The 20,341-nt window shown below is 53.3% G+C and carries 21 protein-coding genes; 11 read left to right on the top strand and 10 right to left on the bottom strand.

What is annotated here, in order from left to right; all coding sequences use genetic code 11:
- Positions 1-74 precede the first annotated feature (74 nt).
- The 6 genes from DL239_RS14165 to miaB all read right to left on the bottom strand — a co-directional run bounded on the left by DL239_RS14165 (position 75) and on the right by miaB (position 5,198).
- The gene (locus DL239_RS14165) at positions 75-974 is read right to left on the bottom strand and encodes a hemolysin family protein (RefSeq protein ID WP_167684759.1); all 900 of its coding nucleotides are present in this window, start codon (positions 972-974) and stop codon (positions 75-77) included.
- 5 nt (positions 975-979) lie between these two features.
- Positions 980-1,510 (bottom strand): rRNA maturation RNase YbeY, encoded by a 531-nt coding sequence (gene ybeY, locus DL239_RS14160; RefSeq protein ID WP_167684758.1) that lies wholly within the window; start codon positions 1,508-1,510, stop codon positions 980-982.
- A gap of 82 nt (positions 1,511-1,592) precedes the next feature.
- The gene (locus DL239_RS14155; RefSeq protein ID WP_167684757.1) at positions 1,593-2,597 is read right to left on the bottom strand and encodes a PhoH family protein; all 1,005 of its coding nucleotides are present in this window, start codon (positions 2,595-2,597) and stop codon (positions 1,593-1,595) included.
- A 146-nt stretch (positions 2,598-2,743) separates the two neighbouring features.
- Positions 2,744-3,049 (bottom strand): hypothetical protein, encoded by a 306-nt coding sequence (locus tag DL239_RS14150; RefSeq protein ID WP_167684756.1) that lies wholly within the window; start codon positions 3,047-3,049, stop codon positions 2,744-2,746.
- A 12-nt stretch (positions 3,050-3,061) separates the two neighbouring features.
- Positions 3,062-3,688: an OmpA family protein gene (locus DL239_RS14145; protein ID WP_167684755.1), complete on the bottom strand. Its 627-nt coding sequence runs from the start codon at positions 3,686-3,688 to the stop codon at positions 3,062-3,064.
- A 187-nt stretch (positions 3,689-3,875) separates the two neighbouring features.
- Entirely contained in the window at positions 3,876-5,198 is a 1,323-nt protein-coding gene (gene miaB / locus DL239_RS14140) for a tRNA (N6-isopentenyl adenosine(37)-C2)-methylthiotransferase MiaB (RefSeq protein WP_167684754.1), read from the bottom strand.
- A gap of 122 nt (positions 5,199-5,320) precedes the next feature.
- Between miaB and DL239_RS14135 the strand changes: the two genes are divergently transcribed.
- Positions 5,321-6,190 carry a glycosyltransferase family protein gene (locus DL239_RS14135; RefSeq protein WP_167684753.1) on the top strand — a complete coding sequence of 290 codons (870 nt, stop codon included), beginning with the start codon at positions 5,321-5,323 and terminating at the stop codon, positions 6,188-6,190.
- Positions 6,191-6,292: 102 nt separating this feature from the next.
- On the opposite strand, the gene DL239_RS14130 is transcribed toward DL239_RS14135, so the two are convergent.
- The gene (locus tag DL239_RS14130) at positions 6,293-7,090 is read right to left on the bottom strand and encodes a phytanoyl-CoA dioxygenase family protein (protein ID WP_167684752.1); all 798 of its coding nucleotides are present in this window, start codon (positions 7,088-7,090) and stop codon (positions 6,293-6,295) included.
- Positions 7,091-7,189: 99 nt separating this feature from the next.
- On the opposite strand from DL239_RS14130, the gene DL239_RS14125 reads away from it, so the two are divergent.
- A complete protein-coding gene (locus tag DL239_RS14125) occupies positions 7,190-8,086 on the top strand; it encodes a LysR family transcriptional regulator (RefSeq protein ID WP_167684751.1) in 897 nt (298 codons plus the stop codon).
- Between the two features lie 7 nt (positions 8,087-8,093).
- Here the strand turns inward: DL239_RS14125 and irrA are convergent, their stop codons facing one another.
- Positions 8,094-8,510 (bottom strand): iron response transcriptional regulator IrrA, encoded by a 417-nt coding sequence (gene irrA / locus DL239_RS14120; RefSeq protein ID WP_167684819.1) that lies wholly within the window; start codon positions 8,508-8,510, stop codon positions 8,094-8,096.
- 188 nt (positions 8,511-8,698) lie between these two features.
- On the opposite strand from irrA, the gene fabA reads away from it, so the two are divergent.
- On the top strand, positions 8,699-9,208 hold the full coding sequence (gene fabA, locus DL239_RS14115; protein WP_167684750.1) for a bifunctional 3-hydroxydecanoyl-ACP dehydratase/trans-2-decenoyl-ACP isomerase: 510 nt from the start codon (positions 8,699-8,701) through the stop codon (positions 9,206-9,208).
- Positions 9,209-9,328: 120 nt separating this feature from the next.
- Here the strand turns inward: fabA and DL239_RS14110 are convergent, their stop codons facing one another.
- Entirely contained in the window at positions 9,329-10,246 is a 918-nt protein-coding gene (locus tag DL239_RS14110) for a LysR family transcriptional regulator (RefSeq protein WP_167684749.1), read from the bottom strand.
- Positions 10,247-10,396: 150 nt separating this feature from the next.
- Between DL239_RS14110 and DL239_RS14105 the strand changes: the two genes are divergently transcribed.
- The 4 genes from DL239_RS14105 (at position 10,397) to DL239_RS14090 (ending at position 13,873) form a co-directional block, all read left to right on the top strand.
- The gene (locus DL239_RS14105) at positions 10,397-11,404 is read left to right on the top strand and encodes a TRAP transporter substrate-binding protein (protein WP_167684748.1); all 1,008 of its coding nucleotides are present in this window, start codon (positions 10,397-10,399) and stop codon (positions 11,402-11,404) included.
- Between the two features lie 63 nt (positions 11,405-11,467).
- A complete protein-coding gene (locus DL239_RS14100) occupies positions 11,468-12,016 on the top strand; it encodes a TRAP transporter small permease (protein WP_167684747.1) in 549 nt (182 codons plus the stop codon).
- Positions 12,016-13,356 carry a TRAP transporter large permease gene (locus tag DL239_RS14095; RefSeq protein ID WP_167684746.1) on the top strand — a complete coding sequence of 447 codons (1,341 nt, stop codon included), beginning with the start codon at positions 12,016-12,018 and terminating at the stop codon, positions 13,354-13,356. The genes DL239_RS14100 and DL239_RS14095 overlap by 1 nt, the downstream gene beginning before the upstream one ends.
- Before the next feature lie 28 nt (positions 13,357-13,384).
- Positions 13,385-13,873 carry a universal stress protein gene (locus tag DL239_RS14090; protein WP_167684745.1) on the top strand — a complete coding sequence of 163 codons (489 nt, stop codon included), beginning with the start codon at positions 13,385-13,387 and terminating at the stop codon, positions 13,871-13,873.
- 272 nt (positions 13,874-14,145) lie between these two features.
- Here DL239_RS14090 and DL239_RS14085 read toward each other — a convergent pair whose 3' ends face one another.
- Positions 14,146-14,523, bottom strand: a complete 378-nt coding sequence (locus DL239_RS14085; RefSeq protein WP_167684744.1) for a VOC family protein — start codon at positions 14,521-14,523, stop codon at positions 14,146-14,148.
- Between the two features lie 39 nt (positions 14,524-14,562).
- Between DL239_RS14085 and DL239_RS14080 the strand changes: the two genes are divergently transcribed.
- The 4 genes from DL239_RS14080 to DL239_RS14065 all read left to right on the top strand — a co-directional run bounded on the left by DL239_RS14080 (position 14,563) and on the right by DL239_RS14065 (position 20,341).
- Positions 14,563-15,108, top strand: a complete 546-nt coding sequence (locus DL239_RS14080) for a winged helix-turn-helix transcriptional regulator (RefSeq protein WP_167684743.1) — start codon at positions 14,563-14,565, stop codon at positions 15,106-15,108.
- 161 nt (positions 15,109-15,269) lie between these two features.
- Entirely contained in the window at positions 15,270-16,499 is a 1,230-nt protein-coding gene (fabB, locus tag DL239_RS14075) for a beta-ketoacyl-ACP synthase I (RefSeq protein ID WP_167684742.1), read from the top strand.
- 6 nt (positions 16,500-16,505) lie between these two features.
- Positions 16,506-17,297 (top strand): enoyl-ACP reductase FabI, encoded by a 792-nt coding sequence (locus tag DL239_RS14070; RefSeq protein ID WP_167684741.1) that lies wholly within the window; start codon positions 16,506-16,508, stop codon positions 17,295-17,297.
- A gap of 194 nt (positions 17,298-17,491) precedes the next feature.
- Entirely contained in the window at positions 17,492-20,341 is a 2,850-nt protein-coding gene (locus tag DL239_RS14065) for a DUF2339 domain-containing protein (protein ID WP_167684740.1), read from the top strand.

The raw sequence follows: 20,341 nt of genomic DNA, 5'->3' as shown, positions 1-20,341 counted from the left end.
ACCCATTGCCATTGTTAGTATGGCCGAGCAATACTGCAAAGAGGTTGGTGAATTTGCCCCACGTAAAATTGAAATCACGCAGCTTCGTCCGGCAGCCGAACCCGAAGCCGTTTGATACGACGCGGATCTGCATCCATCACTTCGAATTCCGGGCCATCGGGATGAAGAACAACTTCACCTCGGGCCGGAACACGGCCTGACAGCATGAACACCAGCCCCCCCAAAGAATCGATTTCTTCTTCATCGACGTCCTCATGACTGGTCAGGGACCGACCAATTTCAGCTTCAAACTCATCGAGTGGGGTTCGGGCCTGAGCAATGTAGCAGCCGGGTTTTTCCTTGAACCAAGTCTGATCTTCACCTGCATCATGTTCATCTTCGATTTCACCGACGACCTGTTCAATCAGGTCCTCGATCGTCAGCAGCCCGTCAACACCACCATATTCGTCGATCACCAAAGCCATGTGACGCCGTTCAGTTTGCATTTTAGAAAAGAGCACACCAATTGGCATCGATGGCGGCACAAACAGCACGGGACGAAGCATCAGGGACAGGTCAAAATCACGATCATCGCTGCTGAAACCGTGGGTTAGGGCCAGATCTTTGAGGTGAGCAAACCCCAAAGGTGTATCCAGCGTACCCTCATAGACCGGGATTCGGGTCAAACCACTATCACGAAATACAGTCACCAACTCGTCCATCGGAATGGAAACGGGCACAGCAATGATTTCTGCTGTGGGGATTGCGACGTCTTCAACCCGCATCCTTGAGAGGTTGATGATACCATGCGGCTGCTCTTGCGCTGCAACATGGCCGTTAACTGGTGATACCGCTTCGGCTTCTGATCGTGTCAGTCTTCCAAAAAATCGGCCCAAAAAACCAGTCCGTTGCGTGGATTCTGGTCTTGGCTCCGCACTGATATCGCTCTGCTGCGCGCTATGCGCCGCGTTAGAACTGCCGTCTATATCGCCCATTTTTCCTATCCGTTGCGCCCCGTATCGAGGGCCTCTTTTTCTACATATGGGTTATCCACACCCATTTTGCCAAGTATCTCGACCTCGACATTTTCCATCAACGTGGCATCCGGGTCACGAATGTGATCATAACCCAACAGATGCAAGACCCCGTGAACGATCAAATGACGGATATGGTCGTCCATCACTTTGCCTGCGTCCATGGCCTCGCGGGCACATGTGTCGAAAGAAATTGCGATATCGCCAAGGGCAATTTCACCGGTAAAATCGGGTTCTGGACTTTCGGGAATGCCGCCGGGGAGCTCTGCGGCCAGATCCTCGGCAGGCCAGCTCAGGACATTTGTTGCCCCGGGTTTATCGCGAAATTCATTGTTCAACTCTGCAATACGCTGGTCGTCACAGGCCAAAACCGACACCTCACAAGCTTCGACGTCGATATCAAAGTGCTGCAGCGTCAAAGCCACAACTTGAGTCACCAAAGCTTCCAAGTGAACCTGCTGCCAGCGGGTGTCTTCTAATGTTATGTCCAGTGTCATGACCTACTTTTGCGTATTGGGGGCCAGCCCCCATACCCCCGGGATATTTAAGGCCAGATGAACAGGGGACATAACCGAGAGGTCAAGCTTTGTCATCTGCCTCGTAAGCCTCGATGATAGCAGCAACAAGCGGGTGGCGGACAACGTCGCGCGACGTAAAGTAATTAAAGCTTACTTTTGGAATTGAAGACAGCAAGCGCTCGGCATCCTGAAGGCCCGATGGAACATTTCGCGGCAAGTCTATCTGGGTCCGATCACCGGTGATCACCATGCGTGACCCCTCGCCCAAACGGGTCAGGAACATCTTCATTTGCATGGTTGTAGCATTTTGGGCTTCGTCAAGAACCACATAGGCATTGCTGAGAGTTCGACCACGCATAAAGGCCAAAGGCGCGATTTCAATCCGCTTTTCTTCAATGAGTTTTGCCAACTGCTTACCAGGTAAAAAGTCACTCAGCGCATCATACAGTGGCTGCATGTAAGGATCGACTTTGTCCTTCATGTCGCCGGGTAAATATCCAAGTTTCTCACCGGCCTCGACGGCAGGACGGGACAAGATAATTTTATCGACATGCCCAGTGATGAACATGGAGACGCCAACAGCTACCGCGAGATAAGTCTTACCAGTACCGGCTGGGCCAATCCCAAATGCAAGCTCATGCGCAAAAAGTGACTGAACATAGGCTTTTTGGGCGTCTGTTCGCGGCTCGACCAACTTCTTACGGGTCTTGATCTCGACATGCCCACCTTTGAACATCTCAAGCTGACCTCCGCTTGGTAGATCCTGTGGAGGCTTCATTCTAAGTTCCCGATCGACATCAGCTGCCTCGACCGTGCGGCCACTTTCCAATCTTTCGTATAAAGACTGCAAAACATCCACGGCCCGTTGGCGAATATCGTCTTCGCCAATCACCACAAGCTGGTTGCCTCGGTGCACAATCTGCACCTCGAGGTTATGTTCGATGTCGGCTAAATTGCGGTCGAATTCACCGCAGAGGTCGATCAGCAATCGGTTATCGGGGAATTCCAGCAAGATTTCGTTATCTGCGGAGGGTTCTGACGATGTGTCTAGGGCGCCGAGGGCCAAACTGACCTCCTATATTGGGCGTTACCATTACAGTGTGCCCCTGCCTGAGCCCATGTGCAAGCACAGCGTACAAAAAATCACACAGTTTGAGTCAAAACGGCCACCTTTTCAGGCGGCCGTTATAAACATCATCGTGTGAGATGACCCTATAGAGTGTCCGGGAAATTGGACCCGCTTTTAAATGGCCCAGTGGCCGTATTACGGGGCAACTCACTGTTACAGACAGGCTTGCCATCAGGGGTGCGGCGTAGATCGGCGTAACCTTCCAGACCATCGTCAATTATCCAGTGTTCACAGCCTTGGGGATCAACCCAGATCCCCGCTGTCATTTGCGACAGACCACCAGAACTGGCGTCACCGAAATGCTGATCAACGGTTTTATCACCAGTCTCAGAACAGGCGGACAACATTGCTACAGCAGCGACAAGCGAAGCGGCTTTGGTAATTTGCATGAGTTATCTCCCTCAGCGCAGGCAATAAATTTCGACACGGCGGTTCTTTGCCATGTTAGAGGCACTGGTGTTCGGTACACTTGGATCACGCTCACCATAAGCACGAACATCCGCGATTCGCGCGCCGACAGATTTTCCTACCTGCGCAACAGCATTCGCGCGCCGTTCGGACAAAAGGATATTGTATTCGTCAGATGCTCGGCTATCGGTATGGCCAGCAATGACAAAGGTACGGGCATTAGCAGACTTAAAGAACTCTTGCAGGCGCTTTTTGCCGGCAGAACTAATCGAATGCTGGTTTGTAGCAAAGAATTGATCGGTGGGCATCACACCGCAAATGTTACCGCGACGGCAAACAGGTTTGCCATCTGGCATCACATGAGGCGACATGAAACCTTCGGCACCATCATCCATTACCCAGTGTTCACAGCCATCCGGGTCAACCCAAATTGTCGGCACGTAGCGTTCACCCACAACTGTACGCTGCTCTTGCGCTTGCAGCGGCGCCGTCAACAGTGTCAGAGCGGCCGTGGCAGCGGCTAGCCTGGCAAACGCAGCTTTCGCTTGGAAATTCAACACAACGAGTATTCCTTCACCTAAGTTCCCCAAAACGCCGCCAAAGCCCCAAACGCGACGCATCAATAAATTTAATCTACCTAACTTTTAGACAGTTAGCTCATGTTTTCATATGCTTTTTTTGAGTGGATTAGACCAGATTGAGGAACACTGATGTAGTTAGGCGGTCATTGTGCCCAAATCCGCACCCTATCTGTAGTCTCATTTTCCACCATTAGCTGCTCTTTAACTGAAAAATCAACCGAATCTATTAGCGGATGAGCTCTCCGGCCAGTGAATTTGTAGAGGATGCAACGATGTGAACGCGCACCATGTCGCCAACCTCCTTGTCGCAGTCGCCAACGTGAACCGAATGAAGATAGTCTGATTTGCCAACCATTTGCCCCGGCAGGCGCCCTGGCTTTTCAAGCAACACACCGACCTCACGGCCGACCATACTTTCCTGCACCTCACGCTGCTGACGAGTGAGTAGTGCCTGCAACCTTTGCAACCGCTCCGAGGCCACGTCCTCGTCTACCAAAGGCCGTTCCGCCGCAGGAGTACCGGGCCGGGTCGAATATTTGAACGAATAGGCGGTGCCGTATTTTACCTCTTCAACTAGATCCAGTGTCGCTTGGAAATCAGCCTCAGTTTCTTCGGGGAAACCAACAATAAAGTCGCCCGAAAGCAGGATATCGGGACGCGCTGCCCGAATTCTCTCAACAAGACGGAGATAGCTTTCGGCTGTGTGGCTACGGTTCATCCGTTTCAGGATTTTGTCAGACCCTGATTGAACTGGCAAATGTAGATAGGGCATTAGTTTGTCGCAAGTGCCATGTGCCTCGATCAGATCATCCATCATGTCGTTGGGATGCGACGTGGTAAAGCGGATCCGTTCCAGCCCATCGACCTTGTCCAATTCCCAAATCAACTGCGCCAGTGTCAGGTCGCCATTTGCGCTGGCTCCGTGATAGGCGTTGACGTTCTGCCCAAGCAGAGTGATTTCACGCACCCCACGTTCGACCAGTTCCCGTGCCTCTGTCAGGATGCGATCTGCAGGGCGACTAACCTCAGCGCCGCGCGTATATGGAACCACACAAAACGCGCAGAACTTGTCACAGCCTTCCTGAACTGTCAGAAATGCCGATGGGCCACGCTTAGCCTTGGGTCGACCCTTCAACTTCTCGAACTTATCCTCTTCAGGAAAATCGGTATCCAGCGCCTTTTCACCAGCCTGAACTTTGGTCTCCATTTCAGGCAGCCGGTGATAGCTCTGCGGCCCGACCACCAAGTCTACAATCGGCTGACGGCGCATAATTTCTTCGCCTTCAGCTTGCGCAACACATCCGGTCACACCAATTTTCAGATCCGGATTGCCCTTTTTCAACTTCTTCATGCGCCCAAGCTCGGAATAGATCTTCTCGGCGGCTTTTTCGCGAATGTGACATGTGTTCAGCAGAATCATATCTGCATCTTCGGCGGCTTTGGTTTCGACATAACCCTTCCCGCCCAGCGCTTCGGCCATGCGCTCACTGTCATAGACATTCATCTGACAGCCGTAGGTTTTGATAAACAACTTCTTCGGGGCGCTCATGGGATCAGCCTTCCAAGACGGTAGAGTAGCCGCTTGCCATAAAGGCAAAAGCGGCGGCTTGCAATGTTGGCGCGATTAACCGATTTTGGCGCGAAACACCAGATAGCCGGGAACAAGCAGGTATGATGTACACGTCGCTGGACAACTTTCTGGAACAAGGCAAGGCTTTGCTGGCCAAAGGGCCGGTCGCCCTCATCTTCATCGAGGACGAAGTCGAGATCGCCACCACCTTACGACACCACCTTGAATGCGGCTTTGAAACAGTGGTGGCCTTGATCCCAGACGCATTCGATATTCCAAGGGATGTCGAAGCCAGAGTTCACCGCGTCCCTTTTGATAGTATAAAGCCCGGAGCCGTCATCAACGGAGTAAACACAGTCATTGCAGCGGCAAACCCCGGCTGCTGGCTGTACTATTGCTACAATGCAGAATACCTATTCTATCCATTTTGCGAAACACGCAGCGTGGCCGAGATGCTTAGCTACCACTCAGAAGAGCGACGCGACGCGATGCTAACCTACGTGGTCGATCTCTACGCTGGCGATTTGCAACAAACCCCGAATGCAGTCTCGCTAGAGCATGCCTACTTGGACAAATCCGGCTATTACGCCCAAGCACGGCCAGATCCGGAAACCAATAATCCTCGCGACCGACAGCTTGATTTCTTTGGCGGGGTACGTTGGCGATACGAAGAGCACATCCCCCCACACAGTCGCAAAATCGACCGAATTTCATTGTTTCGAGCGAAAGCTGAATTGCGGCTTTCAGATAATCACAGCTTCAACGATCAGGAATACAACACCTACGCCTGCCCCTGGCACCATAACCTAACCGCTGCCGTCTGCTCTTTCCGCACGGCCAAGGCGCTAAAGCGGAACCCAGGCTCTGCATTCGACATCGACACTTTCCGCTGGCGCAACTCAACTCCGTTTGAATGGCACTCGCGCCAGCTGCTGGACCTCGGACTGATGGAACCTGGGCAGTGGTTTTGACGCAAAAAATCTAACAAGACGACACTTTGCATCCGCGCTTCATCTGGCTAAAAATATCCCGGAGGAGACGCCCAATGGGCGGCGGGGGCAGCGCCCCTTCCCTTAACGCTGCAGCAACATCGGGAACCAATCTTCGCGCAACCTGTGCCCCGGCACCATCTCATGCCCAGGATAAGGCGGCGACGTGGGGCCAGGGCGCTCAACATAACGCGCATCGTCCCCCACCAACCTCAGTGAAAACGCCCGGCGGCGACTGTCTGACGTATTGCCGCGCGCGCCATGCAGGGTTTTGTAATTAAAGGCCACCGCATCTCCCGGTTCCATCTCCCACTCCAGAATTTTCATTCCCTCGGCTTCGGGATCTGGAACGGGCATGTACTGTCCCTCGTCCGGGAAGAAATCCGCCTCTGAAACCCAGCGGGTCGGCAACACTTCCTTCTCCCACCGATGCGACCCTGCCACACACCGCAACGAGGCCTCGCGCACAGGATCTAGCGGCGACCAGAAGCTGATATTCTGCTGACCTTCGACGAAATAATAGGGGCCATCCTGGTGCCAAGGCGTTGCCATCGACGTCCCTGGCTCTTTGACCAGCACATGATCATGGAACATCTGAACCGAGTTTGAACACATCAAGTCCGCTGCCACTTCTGCCACCGGAGCCGCCTTAATAGCGTCTTGGAACTCGGCAATTCGGGTCCAGTTACAATAGTCATCAAAGAACCGCCCACTCTCGCCTTCTTTGAAATTGTTCGACGCATAGGGTCCGGGCTCTGCCATGTTTGCAGCGACACCTTTGCGCAAGGTCTCGACCTGATGGGCAAATAACCCTCGGATCAATACAACCCCGTCTTTCTGATACTGGTCGATGTGATCTTGGGTGATAAGCGGATGAACCATGATGGGCTCCTGAGGCTAAAGGTGTATTTTTGCTGCGCCCAATCTGCGTTGAACTAAATGTAGTTTCAAATAATATTTTCCAAAGGTAGCCTTAGGTTTATGTTATACCTAACCCTACGCCACTACGAATATGCTGTTGCCGTTGCGCGCCATGGCAGCCTCTCGGCGGCGGCCGACACCTTGAATGTCAGCCAACCTGCACTCTCGACCGCATTGACCCGGATCGAAGATCACTTAGGGCACCCGTTGTTTTTGCGACGGCGTGGTGCGTCATTGCTGTTGACACCCCAGGGTCGTGACTTCGCAGCCAAGGCTCAAGTATTGCTGGATCAGGCCGCCCTGCTAGAGACCCCAAACATGACGCCCCTCGACCAGCGATGCCTTAGCCTTGGCTGTTTTATCGACTTGGCTCCGTTTCTACTGGCCCCGGCTTTGAAAATTCTGCGCACCGCCCTGCCTGATGTTCAAATCGACTTTCACGTTGACCGATTCGAACAACTGATTTCAGCCCTGTCCAAAAGCGAGCTCGACTTGGCGCTCAGCTATGATCTTGGACTGGACAGCAGCTTTAATCGTCACGAATTGGGCCGCGTTGCCCCGCACGCATTGATCACTCCCGATCACACATTTGCGGCGCAGACTTCCGTGACACTTGCGTCTTTGGTGGACTACCCTTTAATCCTATCACAGGAAGGGCTCTCGGTTCAGCACATGCTTTCGCTATTCAAATCCAAGGGACTAGTTCCACGCGTTGCCCACCGCGCCGCTTCGCTGGAGCTTCTCAGAAGTCTGGCTGCGAATGGCGAAGGAATTGGAATTAGCTACAGCTTGCCACCCGGCGAACTCAGCTACGACGGCAAACCACTAGCCAGCGTACCGATTTCTGATCTCGAAGCAGAGGAACCTATTGTTTTGGTCAGCCACATTCAGGCCCCGAAAGAGACCTTCATTGGTGGCGCACAGGCTGCACTCGCCACTCATTTAATGAAAATGTGATCGTATCTTAGGTTTTACGCAGGCGGATCACCACATCAACCGAGGCAATCTCGACGCCCTCGGGCGCATCCGGCAACTGCTGAATCACAAGCTGATCCGCCGGCGCATCCGACAAACGGCACTCATCTTCCCAGAAAAAATGCGGATGGTCGTGGGTGTTGGTATCGAAATAGCTTCTTGACCCATCCACAGTAATTTCCTGCAGAACCCCAGCTTCACAAAAGGCACGAAGAGTGTTGTAGACAGTCGCCAGCGAAACCACCGCCCCTTCGGTTTGGGCGGACTCGTACAGGCTTTCGGCGGTAACATGGCGATGATTGCCATCCCCGACCAAAAGCTCAGCCAAAGAAACCCGCTGCCGAGTCGGCCGCAGGCCGGCTGTTTCCAGCCAGTTGGTTGCGATTTGGGCGCTGTTTGGCGTCATCAGCAGATCCTGCATCGTGTAGCTGTGCATATATAGAGGATTCTTTCCTCCAATTTCAAATGAAATTCATTCGCAACTACACATGTGCTCTTATCCCTGCCCCCGCGTCACGCACTTGCAGGCCCCTCTGGCAGGATGCTACATGGAACCAGACAACATTTGATACTTCAGGCAGGAGATGCGCCAGTATGGCTGATTACCCTAGCAGCTTTGACAAAGACGAATTGCTGAAATGCGCCCGAGGCGAGCTTTTCGGCCCCGGCAACGCCCAACTGCCCGCTCCACCGATGCTGATGATGGACCGCATCACTGAGGTCAGCGCCGACGGCGGCGCTCACGGCAAGGGCCACATCGTGGCTGAATTCGACATCAACCCAGAGCTCTGGTTCTTTGAATGCCACTTCCCCGGCAACCCTATCATGCCCGGCTGTCTTGGTCTGGACGGATTGTGGCAGCTGACCGGCTTCAACCTCGGCTGGCGTGGCTGGCAGGGTCGCGGATATGCTCTGGGTGTAGGCGAGGTCAAACTGACTGGCATGGTCCGCCCCGAGCGCAAGATGCTGACCTATAAAATTGACTTCACCAAAGCGATCCAAACCCGCCGCCTGACCATGGGCGTTGCCGATGGTATCGTCGAGGCAGACGGCGAAGTGATCTACGACGTCAAAGGCATGAAAGTCGCGCTTAGCGAGAGCTGATAAGTTGTAGCATCTGGAAACAAAAAAGAGGCCTTTGGGCCTCTTTTTTCATGGACATCTCTTTAATCCAACTTCTGCCCCAGGACCAATTTGAGAACCGTTTACTGATGCGAGCTTAGGTTATGAATGTGCGGCGGTAAGGCAGTCGAGGAACACACCTAGCCTCCGGCCGGTGGAAGCGCTTTTTCGCACGATGGCGGACATGTTTGACGTGTAAATTGCTGTGTCGCTGCGCAGTTCATGCAGAAGTCCTGCTTTGAGAAATGGCTTCGCGGTATGGGTGGGTAGGAAACCAAGGTACCGACCAGAAAGAACGAGCAGCGTAAGTGCTTCTTCGTTTTGCACAAATGCTGACTTCCGCAAATTTAACTCGTGGTGAATTGCCATGTTCGGAGAGTTGAAATTCAAACCTGCATAAGCATGTTTTCCCAGCTCGACCAAATCATGAATTTCAATAGGGCTATCATACAATTCATGATCCTGACCGCAATATAGTCGCATGTCCTCTGTATACAGCCTCCTGTATCTCAACATTGGTGACTTTCGGTGCAATGGAACAATTCCGATATTGAATTTCCCATTGATTACACCATCTTCAATCACATTATGTGGCTCAAGTGATATATCCAGCGTGACACCAGGTGCAGCATCTCGAAACATTCGAATCGCCTCAAAAACCTTAGCCTCTGGGTTTGTCGAAGAGTGATCAAGACAAGCTAGGCGCAGTTTTCCGGAAAAATCGGAGCGCACCTCATCTACCCGCTCTTGAAATCTATCAAGCGACAGAAACAATTCTTCTGCGGCATTCAGTGTGTTTTCACCATCTGAAGTCAGAGAAAACCCTGCAGGCCCGCGATGGCAGAGCTTAAAGCCAAGCCGAGTTTCCAGATCGGAGATATGTTTGCTGATTGTTGATCTGCCAATATTCAATTCGAACTCTGCAGCGGTAAATCCCCCGCAAACCGAAACTGTTTTAAATATCTCGAGCAACCTTATGTCGACATTAGTAACCTTATTGCTCGCTGATTTTCGTGCCATCAATGTTTCCAATTCATCAAACTATACGTCAATAACTTTGTATTAACCACACCCTCAATGCAACCTATTGAGAATTACTGTCAGTGGCTTTCCGATTGGCGGCGAGTCGTTCTGCGAGCCAATCACAGTTCAACAAGTGGAGAAGACGAAATGAAATTCATTAAATCCCTATCGACGGCAGCGGCCATTGCTGCACTCATGGTTGCAGCTCCTGCTAGCGCGAAGAACTTTAAGATTGCTGTTGGCGACAGTGGCGGTAGTAGCCAAGAAGCTACAGGTATTGGCTTTGTTAATGCCCTTGAAGAGCTTTCAGGTGGCAAGCACACAGGTACCCTATTTCTGAACGGTCAGCTTGGCTCTGAACAGGATACTGTTAATGATGCCGCTATCGGTACATTGGACATGTCACTGCTGGCGATCAACAATATCACGCCGTTTTCACCATCCGTTGGCGTTTTCACTCTGCCCTATGTGATCTTGAGCCTGGAAGATGCCGAAACGCTGACAAACGGACCAATCGGTCAAGAGTTAACAGAAAACACAATCAATGACGCTGGTGTACGCATCGTTGCATGGACTTACACCGGCTTCCGCGTTCTGACGAACTCCAAAAAACCAGTCAAATCCGTTGCCGATCTCAAGGGGCTGGTAATCCGTGTTCCTAAAAACGAAATCATGATCGACACCTATAAGGCATGGGGCATCAGCCCAACCCCGATGGCTTGGTCTGAGACATTCGCCGGTCTGCAAACCAAAGTTGTGGATGGTCAGGACAACCCTTACACCACCATCAACGCGATGAAGTTCTACGAAGTTCAGAAGTACGTGACAAACATCCGTTACATCTTCTCGATTGAACCTCTGATCATATCTGAGCAGGTGTTCCAGGAACTGTCAGCCGAAGATCAGGCCATTGTGCTTGAAGCTGGTAAAGCTGCGACAGCGGCATCCGCCACATTCCTGCGCGAGAAAGAAGCCGAAATTAAGCAGATCCTGCTGGAAAACGGCATGGAAATTTCGGATCCAGAGAACAACGAAGAAGAGTTCATCACCCTGGCAACCGAGGCCGTGTGGCCGAAGTTCTACGACAGCATCGGCGGCATCGAAAAGATGAACGCTGTGCTGACTGCCATCGGTCGTGACCCCGTTTCTGAGTAATTCAAAACAACAAAAAACGAAAAGCGCCTTCGGGCGCTTTTCTCAACTAAGGGTGAGGGGCCAATGACTAAATTCTGGTATGTAATTGACAACATAGAAAGCTACATCTGTCGCACGTTGCTTGCGATATTCGTCTGCCTTCTATTTCTGCAGGTGGTCGTTCGAACCCTGTTCGACTTTTCCTTTTCGTGGGTTGAAGAGCTTTCGATCTACATGTTCGTTTGGTTCGTTTTCTTTGGCGCAAGCTATGCCGCCAAGATGGGCGCCCATAACCGCGTGACCTTTCAGTTTAAGTTCCTGCCACCGGGCGCAATCAAGTACATCGAGGCATTTGCAGACCTGTTCTGGGTCTTCTTCAATGTCTATTTTGTGTATCTGTCCATCGACTTTATCTTCAATAAAATGAACAGGTTCCAGTCATCCCAAACCTTGGGCTTCCACCTTAGCTGGGTCTATATCGTTCTCCCGATTGCGTTCGCGTTGATGACATTCCGCGTTCTTCAGGTGAACTACAAAAAGATCATCAAGGGCGAAGACATGCGTGATCCGGACGCCATTGATCTGGACGAAGTGCGCGCTGAAGCTGCCGAACTTGAGCTGGAGAAGGCATAATGGAATCTCAAATCATTCTCATCCTCTTCGGGGGATTTCTCTTTCTGCTGTTCATCGGGGCTCCGATCACCGTTGCCCTTGGAGTGTCTACGCTGATCTCGTTTTTGTACCTCGACGAAAACCCGATTAAGTTCGTCCAAATCGCCTTTACCTCTGTGGGATCATTCCCGCTTATGGCGCTGCCAGCCTTCATTCTTGCAGGCGCATTGATGGAAGCCTCTGGCCTATCTAGGCGATTAATTAATGTGGCCGAGAGCTTTGCCGGGCCTTTCACAGGCGGTATGTCAGCTGCAACTGTGTTTGCTTGCCTGTTCTTTGGTGCGATTTCGGGCTCGGGCCCAGCCACAACAGCAGCCGTTGGTATGCTGATGATCCCCGCTATGATCGACCGTGGCTATGGCAGAAGTTTCTCTTCGGCTATCACAGCTTCATCGGGTGGCTTGGGCATTGTTATCCCACCGTCGATCCCCCTGATCATCTTTGGTATTGCTGCCCTAGGTATGCCCGCTCCACCTGCTGCGGTTGAAGAATTTGGTCAGTTCCAGACAGTCTCGATCCCTAAACTGTTTATCGCAGGTTTCATGCCAGCCTTCCTGATCGCCGGCAGCCTTCTGGCCATGAACTATATTCTGGCCAAAAAGCACGGTTACAGTGGATCTGCAAAAGGTTGGTCCGCTCGCCAAATCTGGTGCGAATTGTACCGCGGTTTCTGGGCTCTTATGGCTCCAGTGGTTATCCTGGGTGGCATCTACTCCGGCTTCTTTACACCTACTGAGGCTGCGATTGTTGCGATTTTCTACACTGTGGTTGTCGGTGCGTTCATCTATCGCGAACTGAGCTGGCAGAAACTGTTCGCAGCACTTGAGACTACAACCTGGCTGACCGGTCGTGTGTTGTTGATCATGTTCACCGCGACTGTGTTTGGGCGCTTGTTGGTCGAAAACCAGATTCCTGCGGTTATTGCCGATGGCATGTTGTCGGTTACCGAAAATATCTATGTCATCTGGACGCTGGTGATTTTCTTCCTGCTGTTCGTTGGGATGTTCATGGAAACACTGGCAACAATCCTGATCTTGGTGCCTGTCATGCTGCCGGTTGCCTATAGCGTTGGTATCGATCCGATCCACTTTGGTGTGGTGATGGTGTGTTGCCTGGGCATTGGTTTCCAGACGCCGCCGCTGGGTGAAAACCTGTTCATCGCATCGGGGATCTCGAACATCTCGATTGAGAAGATCTCGCTGGCAGCTCTGCCGTTTGCCTTCATCAACACCGTCGCGATTTTCATCATCGCCTTTGTACCAGAGATATCCCTGTGGCTACCCAGGTTCTTTGGATATTGAGCCGCGGTCAGAGAGAAGGAGCTAAACGATGCTACCAAAAATACAAGATATCCTAGTCGCGACAGATCTGTCCGAAAACTCCGACAACGCCCTGCGCTATGCCCTCAGCATAGCGCAGGCCAGCAAGGCCAACCTGCATGTTCTCCATGTGACGGAACCATTGACGCAAGACGCAATTGTGACAATGCAGATGTTCATGCAGGACGATGCGTCCCGTAAAGAAGCGATTAAAAACCGCCATGGCGCGATCAAGCAGCTCTTGAAGGCAAACCAGAAAGACTTTGTGAAAAAGCTCTCGGCCGAAGAAAAAGACGCCTACGGGTTAGTCGGTTCTGTTGAGCTGGTTGACGGGCATCCTGCCGAGGAAATTCTGACGCGCGCCAAGGAGCTTGACTGTGGCCTGATCGTTATGGGTACGCACGAGCACGGCACAGGGCATACATTCCTAGGCACAGTTGTCAAAAGGGTCCTTAGGCGCTCAAACATCCCAACGATGGTTGTCCCCCACCCCCTCTGAAACAACCTCCCCCGAGGTCAACTTATGGCGGCTCACGAGCCGTCATTTTTTTGTCAGACGTGCAGTAGCCTTACAGAAATCCAAACTCACCGTCTGATCAAGGGTGACAGCAGCGAAATCGTTGAGACTGTTGGCGAATGAATTCAGGAAGTCAAAGGCATGAAGGTCGCGCTCAGCGAGAGCTGATTGGCGCTAACATTTGGAGCGATTTGGAAAAGGCCCCGGAGGCGCCTTTTGTTGCGATGGTGTTTCTAATCTATGTTGGGGAGTGATCAGACTGCATTTGTAAGATCTTCCGCAAGCATCAACGCATTCCCATCGGGATCGTACAGGGTAGCGGTTTTGACCATGCCTTCTATCACAACTGTTGGCCCATCAAATCGAATGGAGGCGTTTTCCAGTACCTCTCGGTCGCGATCTAAGTCAGCGGTCTCAAAAACCGGCACACAGTTGCCGGGCACGGGCTGCGTATGTTCGCCTAACCCGAGCGTGACACCCTCGGATTTGGTCTTCAGCTCAGACCACCCCGCATCATCAGCGTGGTAGATCGTTTGAAACCCAAGAACAGATTCATACCATTCAGCGCTTTTGTGTCGGTCTTTGACCGAAAGAGCGATCGTAACGGTGTTTTTAAGGGAAATCAGAGCCATTTTCTTTGCCTTTGCGTAAAATTATGGTAACTATACTTTATGTACATAAATACATTTATCAACATCACGTCAAGAGCCTGGGCATTGCCAATATTGGCACGACTTCAGGAAGGGGTGCCGGGTCGCCAAGCGCCACTCTTGAAAGCAACAGGGGCAAGCAGATCAGCCTTTGCTCTTAGTATGACCCACTTGATCGAGATTGGACTGGTAGAGCGAAGCTCCGGATATGGTCATCCATTGCGGCCGGAATTTAGGTTGACGTTGGCAGGCGAGAAAAGCGCTCTTCTTGCATCGGACATTATCCTAGCGACAGGGGGGCGCGATCAGGACCTATTGCGCCGCACTTGGGTTTTACCCATCTTAGCATCGCTCAATCAGGACGATCATTTTAACCAAATTAGGCATAGGCTTTCGAATATTACGGACCGGGCCTTGTCACATTCTTTGAAGTCACTGGAAGAGAGAGTGTGGGTGCTTCGTTGTGTGGATCGAGTAGCTCGCCCACCACGGTCCGAGTATCGGGCGGTTAATACCGGCTTGGCGATCAGCCAGATCACCGGGGCCGTTGTTGAACTGGACGGCTAAAGACGGCTTGGCGGGCGCCTCATTACGCATACCAACTGATAAACATGATGCAAGGTGCATTGCGCCGTCACGCCGGTTTGTCTGGCAGGACGGCGCAACCCACCTTGCACCTCAGCACTGCAATGGCCTAATAAGGCATAAGCAAACAAGGGAGTGCACGTATGCGTCGTGTCGTCGTCACCGGACTGGGAATTGTCTCCTCTATCGGAAATAATGCCGAAGAGGTCATTGCCTCGCTCAAGGCAGGTAAATCTGGCATCGAAGCCAGCTCCTCAATGACCGAGCACGGCTTTCGCAGCCAGGTGGCCGGTACGCTGAAGATCGACACCAAGGAACTGGTGGACAAGCGCACCCTGCGGTTCATGGGTGATGGCGCAGCCTATGCCCATATCGCCATGAGCCAAGCCATTGCAGATGCTGGTCTAAACGAAGATCAGGTGGTCAATACCCGCACCGGTTTGGTTGCTGGTTCCGGCGGTCCATCGACCAGCGCCATGCTGACCGCGCATCAGGTGGTTGCCAAAACCGGCGCGACCAAGCGGATTGGCCCCTTTGCCGTGCCAAAATGCATGAGCTCGACCATTTCTGCCAATCTGGCGACGGCGTTCAAAATCAAGGGCATCAACTACTCGATCACCTCGGCCTGTTCTACCTCGCTGCACTGTATCGGCAACGCGGCCGAGCAAATCATGATGGGCAAGCAGGACGTGATGTTTGCCGGTGGCGGTGAAGAGCTGGACTGGACTCTGTCCTGCCTGTTCGACGCAATGGGTGCGATGTCCTCCAAGAAAAACGACGACCCGGCAGCAGCCAGCCGCGCCTTTGATGCAAACCGCGATGGTTTTGTCATCTCAGGCGGTGGCGGCATCGTGGTTCTGGAAGACCTGGAACACGCCAAGGCGCGTGGTGCTAAAATCTACGCCGAGGTTACCGGCTTTGCCGCGACTTCAGATGGTCACGACATGGTTGCCCCGTCCGGTGAAGGTGGCGAACGCGCCATGCGTCTGGCATTGGAAACCCTGCCCGAGGACCGCAAAGTCAGCTACATCAACGCCCACGGCACCTCGACCCCGGTTGGCGATGTTGGCGAAGTTGAAGCCGTTCGCCGTGTATTTGGCGAGGGCTCCACACCGCCAATTTCTTCGACCAAGTCGATGACTGGCCACGCACAGGGTGCCGCAGGCGCGCTAGAGGCAATTTTCTGCCTCTTGATGCTGGACAATGACTTCATCACGCCGTCGATCAACGTAGACGAGCTGGACCCGGCGATCAACGAAGGCGAGATTGCAACGTCTTTTGTTGACAATGCCGGCCTGGACAGCGTCATGACCAACAGCTTTGGCTTTGGTGGCACCAACGGATCGATGATCCTGAGCAAGTACAAGGATTAATCGGATATGTCTGGACCACTACAGGGCAAGCGCGGCCTGATCATGGGCGTCGCGAATGAACGTTCCATCGCTTGGGGCATTGCCAAGGCTATGGCCGAAGCTGGCGCCGAACTGGCCTTCACCTACCAGGGTGAGGCCTTTGGCAAACGCCTGCAGCCACTGGCAGAGAGTGTTGGCAGTGACTTTATGGTGGACGTTGATGTTACCGACGATGCGTCGCTGGACACCGCATTTAAACAGCTTGGTAGCCGCTGGCCCACCATCGATTTCGTTGTGCACGCCATCGCCTATTCTGACAAGAATGAGCTGACCGGCCGCTTCCTGAACACCAGCCGCGCCAACTTCAAGAACTCGCTGGATATCTCGGCCTATTCATTCATCGAGGTCGCCCGCCGGGCGCATCCGATGATGGTTGAAAACGGCGGCACCCTGCTGACACTAACCTATCAGGGCTCTAACCGCGTATGCCCCAGCTATAACGTTATGGGTGTGGCCAAGGCTGCCCTGGAGTCTGCGACCCGCTATTTGGCCAACGATCTGGGCCCCGAGGGCATCCGCGTCAACGCTATCTCTCCCGGTCCGATGAAAACTTTGGCCGGAGCCGCTATCGGTGGCGCTCGCAAAACCTACAAGCATACAGACCAGAACTCGCCGCTGCGCTCGAACGCAACGCTTGAAGCTGTGGGCGGGACTGCAGTATATCTGGCCTCCGACGCTGGGGCCTGCACCACGGGTGAGATCCTTCGTGTAGATGGTGGTTTCCATGTCCTGGGAATGCCGCAGCCCGATCATCTGTAAGGTCGATAAACAACTTTGCACACAAAGGGCGCCTCAGTGGCGCCCTTTTTTGCATTCTCCTAAAGTGAAACCGAGTGTTGGCACCCTGGCCGCGATTTTTAAGACTGCAGTTGATTGTCAAATCATCTAAGCCTGCGGCACTTGCCAGCCCCAGCGCCCACCCGTAGTTTGCGTTCAGTTACAAAGGAATTTTCATGCTGGAATTTGGTCTGCTTCTTCTTGGGCTATTGAGCTTGGTGATTGTCATTGGCGTACCATACTTGCTGGTGTCCCATGCGCGATTAAAGACGCGAGTGGCAGATTTGGAAGCCAACCGTGTCCGCGACCATCTGCGCCAAGGTACGAAACCTAGGGCAACCGAAAGTGCGGCTAGCAAGACCACACGCCCCTGGGGTGAAGCTAAGGTTGGCGAACCCTCTTCCACGTCGACTGATTCAAGAACAGAGTTGCAGGATGTGGGCGCGCGCCATGTAGCGGATACCAGTCAAACAAAAAGTCCCGGACAGAAAACCATTAAACCTCCGGTCCCTCCGCAGGAAACGCAAGCGGAGAAAACGCCACGCGCCTTTGTGTTCAAACAAGACACTTATGACGCTCTTGGCCAGTGGCTGCGCGAAAACTGGGTGTTGGTTGCCGGAGCAGCGTCGTTGGCCTTAGCTGGCGTATTCATGGTCCAATACGGTGCCGAGAACGGGCTGCTGACACCTTTCTGGCGGGTAATGGCTGCATTGGGGTTCGGTGCAGCCTTAGTCATCGCCGGTGAAGTGTTCCGTCGTCGCTTTGGTGACGAGGTCGAGGGCAGCATGCAATACCTGCCATCGGCTCTAGCTGGGGCGGGGCTGATCGCTCTTTTCTCTGGCCTCCTCTCGGCGCGAGCAATGTATGGCCTGATAGATCCGGGTTCTGCGCTTGCGGCACTTTGCCTAGTATCTGCCTTGGCGATTGTTTTGGGCTGGTTCTACGGCCCATTCCTAAGCGCGCTTGGGATCATCGGTGCCACTGCAACGCCATTTCTGATCGGCGGCGAGTCTGATGCGCCTTGGATCTTCTATTATTACTTCACCCTGATTGCGCTGGTTGGGCTTGCAATCGACACAATCAAACGATGGGCCTGGGTTTCGGTGCTCGCTCTGGTCGCCACGTTGTCCGCAAGCTGGTTGCTGTATCTCTCCGGCGCGATCGAACTGCATTTCCTGGCCACAACACTGTTGATTGCGGGCGCTGCAATAATCATCCCTGAACGCAGCATATGGCCACAACACAGCGGCATTTCCTTGCTCGACATGTGCCGCAGCTTCTCAGGAAAACGGGTATACCCTGAATTCGCGACCCGATTGTCGGCAGCTGTAACCGTTGCAGCCTCTGCAGCGGCAATGGCGGTAGCAATTGATGCCGGAAAACCCGAAGAGGTCTATCTAGCCTTGAGTGCTCTTGTGGTCCTGTTGGTCGCGGCATTGATCTGGATGCGTCAGGCCCCTGCCCTTTACGATCACGCCTTGGTTCCAGCGCTGGCTATACTGGCTGTACTGCTGCTAGAGCCTATCGACTTTGGCCCACTGTTCCGCGAGTTTATGGCCGGAGCCCAACGCCCGCCTGAGACTGCGGCCCCGACAACCGCTTGGGTTTTGACTGCCATTGGCGTGCTAGGGACAGTTTTGGCATTCCTGCGGATGCAACAGATGGAAGGCGCCGAGGTAAAAGCCGATAACTCGCCAGTGGTTTGGGCCTTGGCTGCCGCCGTTTTTGCACCCGTTGCGATCCTGATACTGGAATTCCTTTGGCAACCAACCGAGGTTGTTGGAGCCTATCCATGGGCATTGACCGCCATCGCTGTTGCAGCCCTGATGACACTGCTGGCCGAGCGTACGGCCCGCGGTCAGGACACCAACCGGCGCGCCCTGCGGGTTGCCCTGTCTGGTATCGCTGCGCTGACGCTGATTGCGCTAGCGTTCTTCCTGCTATTGGCCAAGACAGCGCTGACACTGGCGCTCGCAGTCATGGTATTGCTGACAGTTCTGATCGACCGAAAATTCGACCTGCCAGCCCTAGGTCTGTTCGTCCAGGTTGGCGTTGCAGTGATCACCTATCGGTTGGTCATCGATCCCGGCTTTTATTGGGCTAGCAAGTTCTATTTTGTGGACGACGTCTGGGTTCCCAAGACATCGACCACCCAAGTTCTGTTGGCTTATCTTGGCACCCTGATCCCGCTGGTCGGAGCATGGCATGCCGCCCGTCACACGCGGCCCAAGACCGGCTTGGTTCTGGAAAGCGCCATCGCCACAATCGGCGCCGTGTTCATTAGCGTCATGATCCTGCGTTTGATTTCGACACCCGGTGACAGGTCGCATGCAGATGTAGGGATTCTTGCGGCCGTCTGGGCGGCCTCTATGGTCAATCAGTTATACCGTATGCAAGCCAGCGGCCGCTTCAGCCAGCTGGTACGCGGCGGCTTGGCCACGGCGTACGGTATAGCTCTATTGTTCTTATTGGATGAGCTGTTTGGCGATGCAAACCCATTGACCCGCAGTAACGAGCTGGTGTTCGGGCCTCCTGTTCTGGATTCACTTGCAGCAGCCTACCTCGTTTTGAGTGGCATATTTGCAGTTGCCGCCTGGAAGGTGACCCATTTCGGCCGATACGCCCAGATCTCGTTTGCCTCTTTGGCCGGTCTGTTCACCACATTGTATGTTACCCTTGAGATCCGGCGATCTTGGCGTGGCAACGATCTGACCGTTCCCGGCATAACAGATCCTGAACTGTATTCTTACACGCTGGCTCTATTGGCAAGCTCGGCCATTATCTTGATCGTCGCGTTCTGGCGACGCTCGGATATACTGCGCAAGATGGCAATGGCGGGTGTTGTACTGACCATCGCCAAGGTGTTCCTAATCGATATGAACGGCCTATCGGGACTGACACGAGTGTTTTCATTCATGGGGTTAGGCCTTGCCTTAGTCGGCTTGGCTTGGCTCAACCGGGTTATGAACGCCCAATGGGCAAAAGGCATGTCCGAAGGCCCGCCGGATGTAGCCCCTAACGACTGA

Source organism: Parasedimentitalea denitrificans (assembly GCF_011813015.1).
Classification (GTDB): Bacteria; Pseudomonadota; Alphaproteobacteria; order Rhodobacterales; family Rhodobacteraceae; genus Parasedimentitalea; species Parasedimentitalea denitrificans.
The sequence above is the reverse complement of the archived record's forward strand: the minus strand, read 5'-3'. Positions and strand labels throughout refer to the sequence as shown.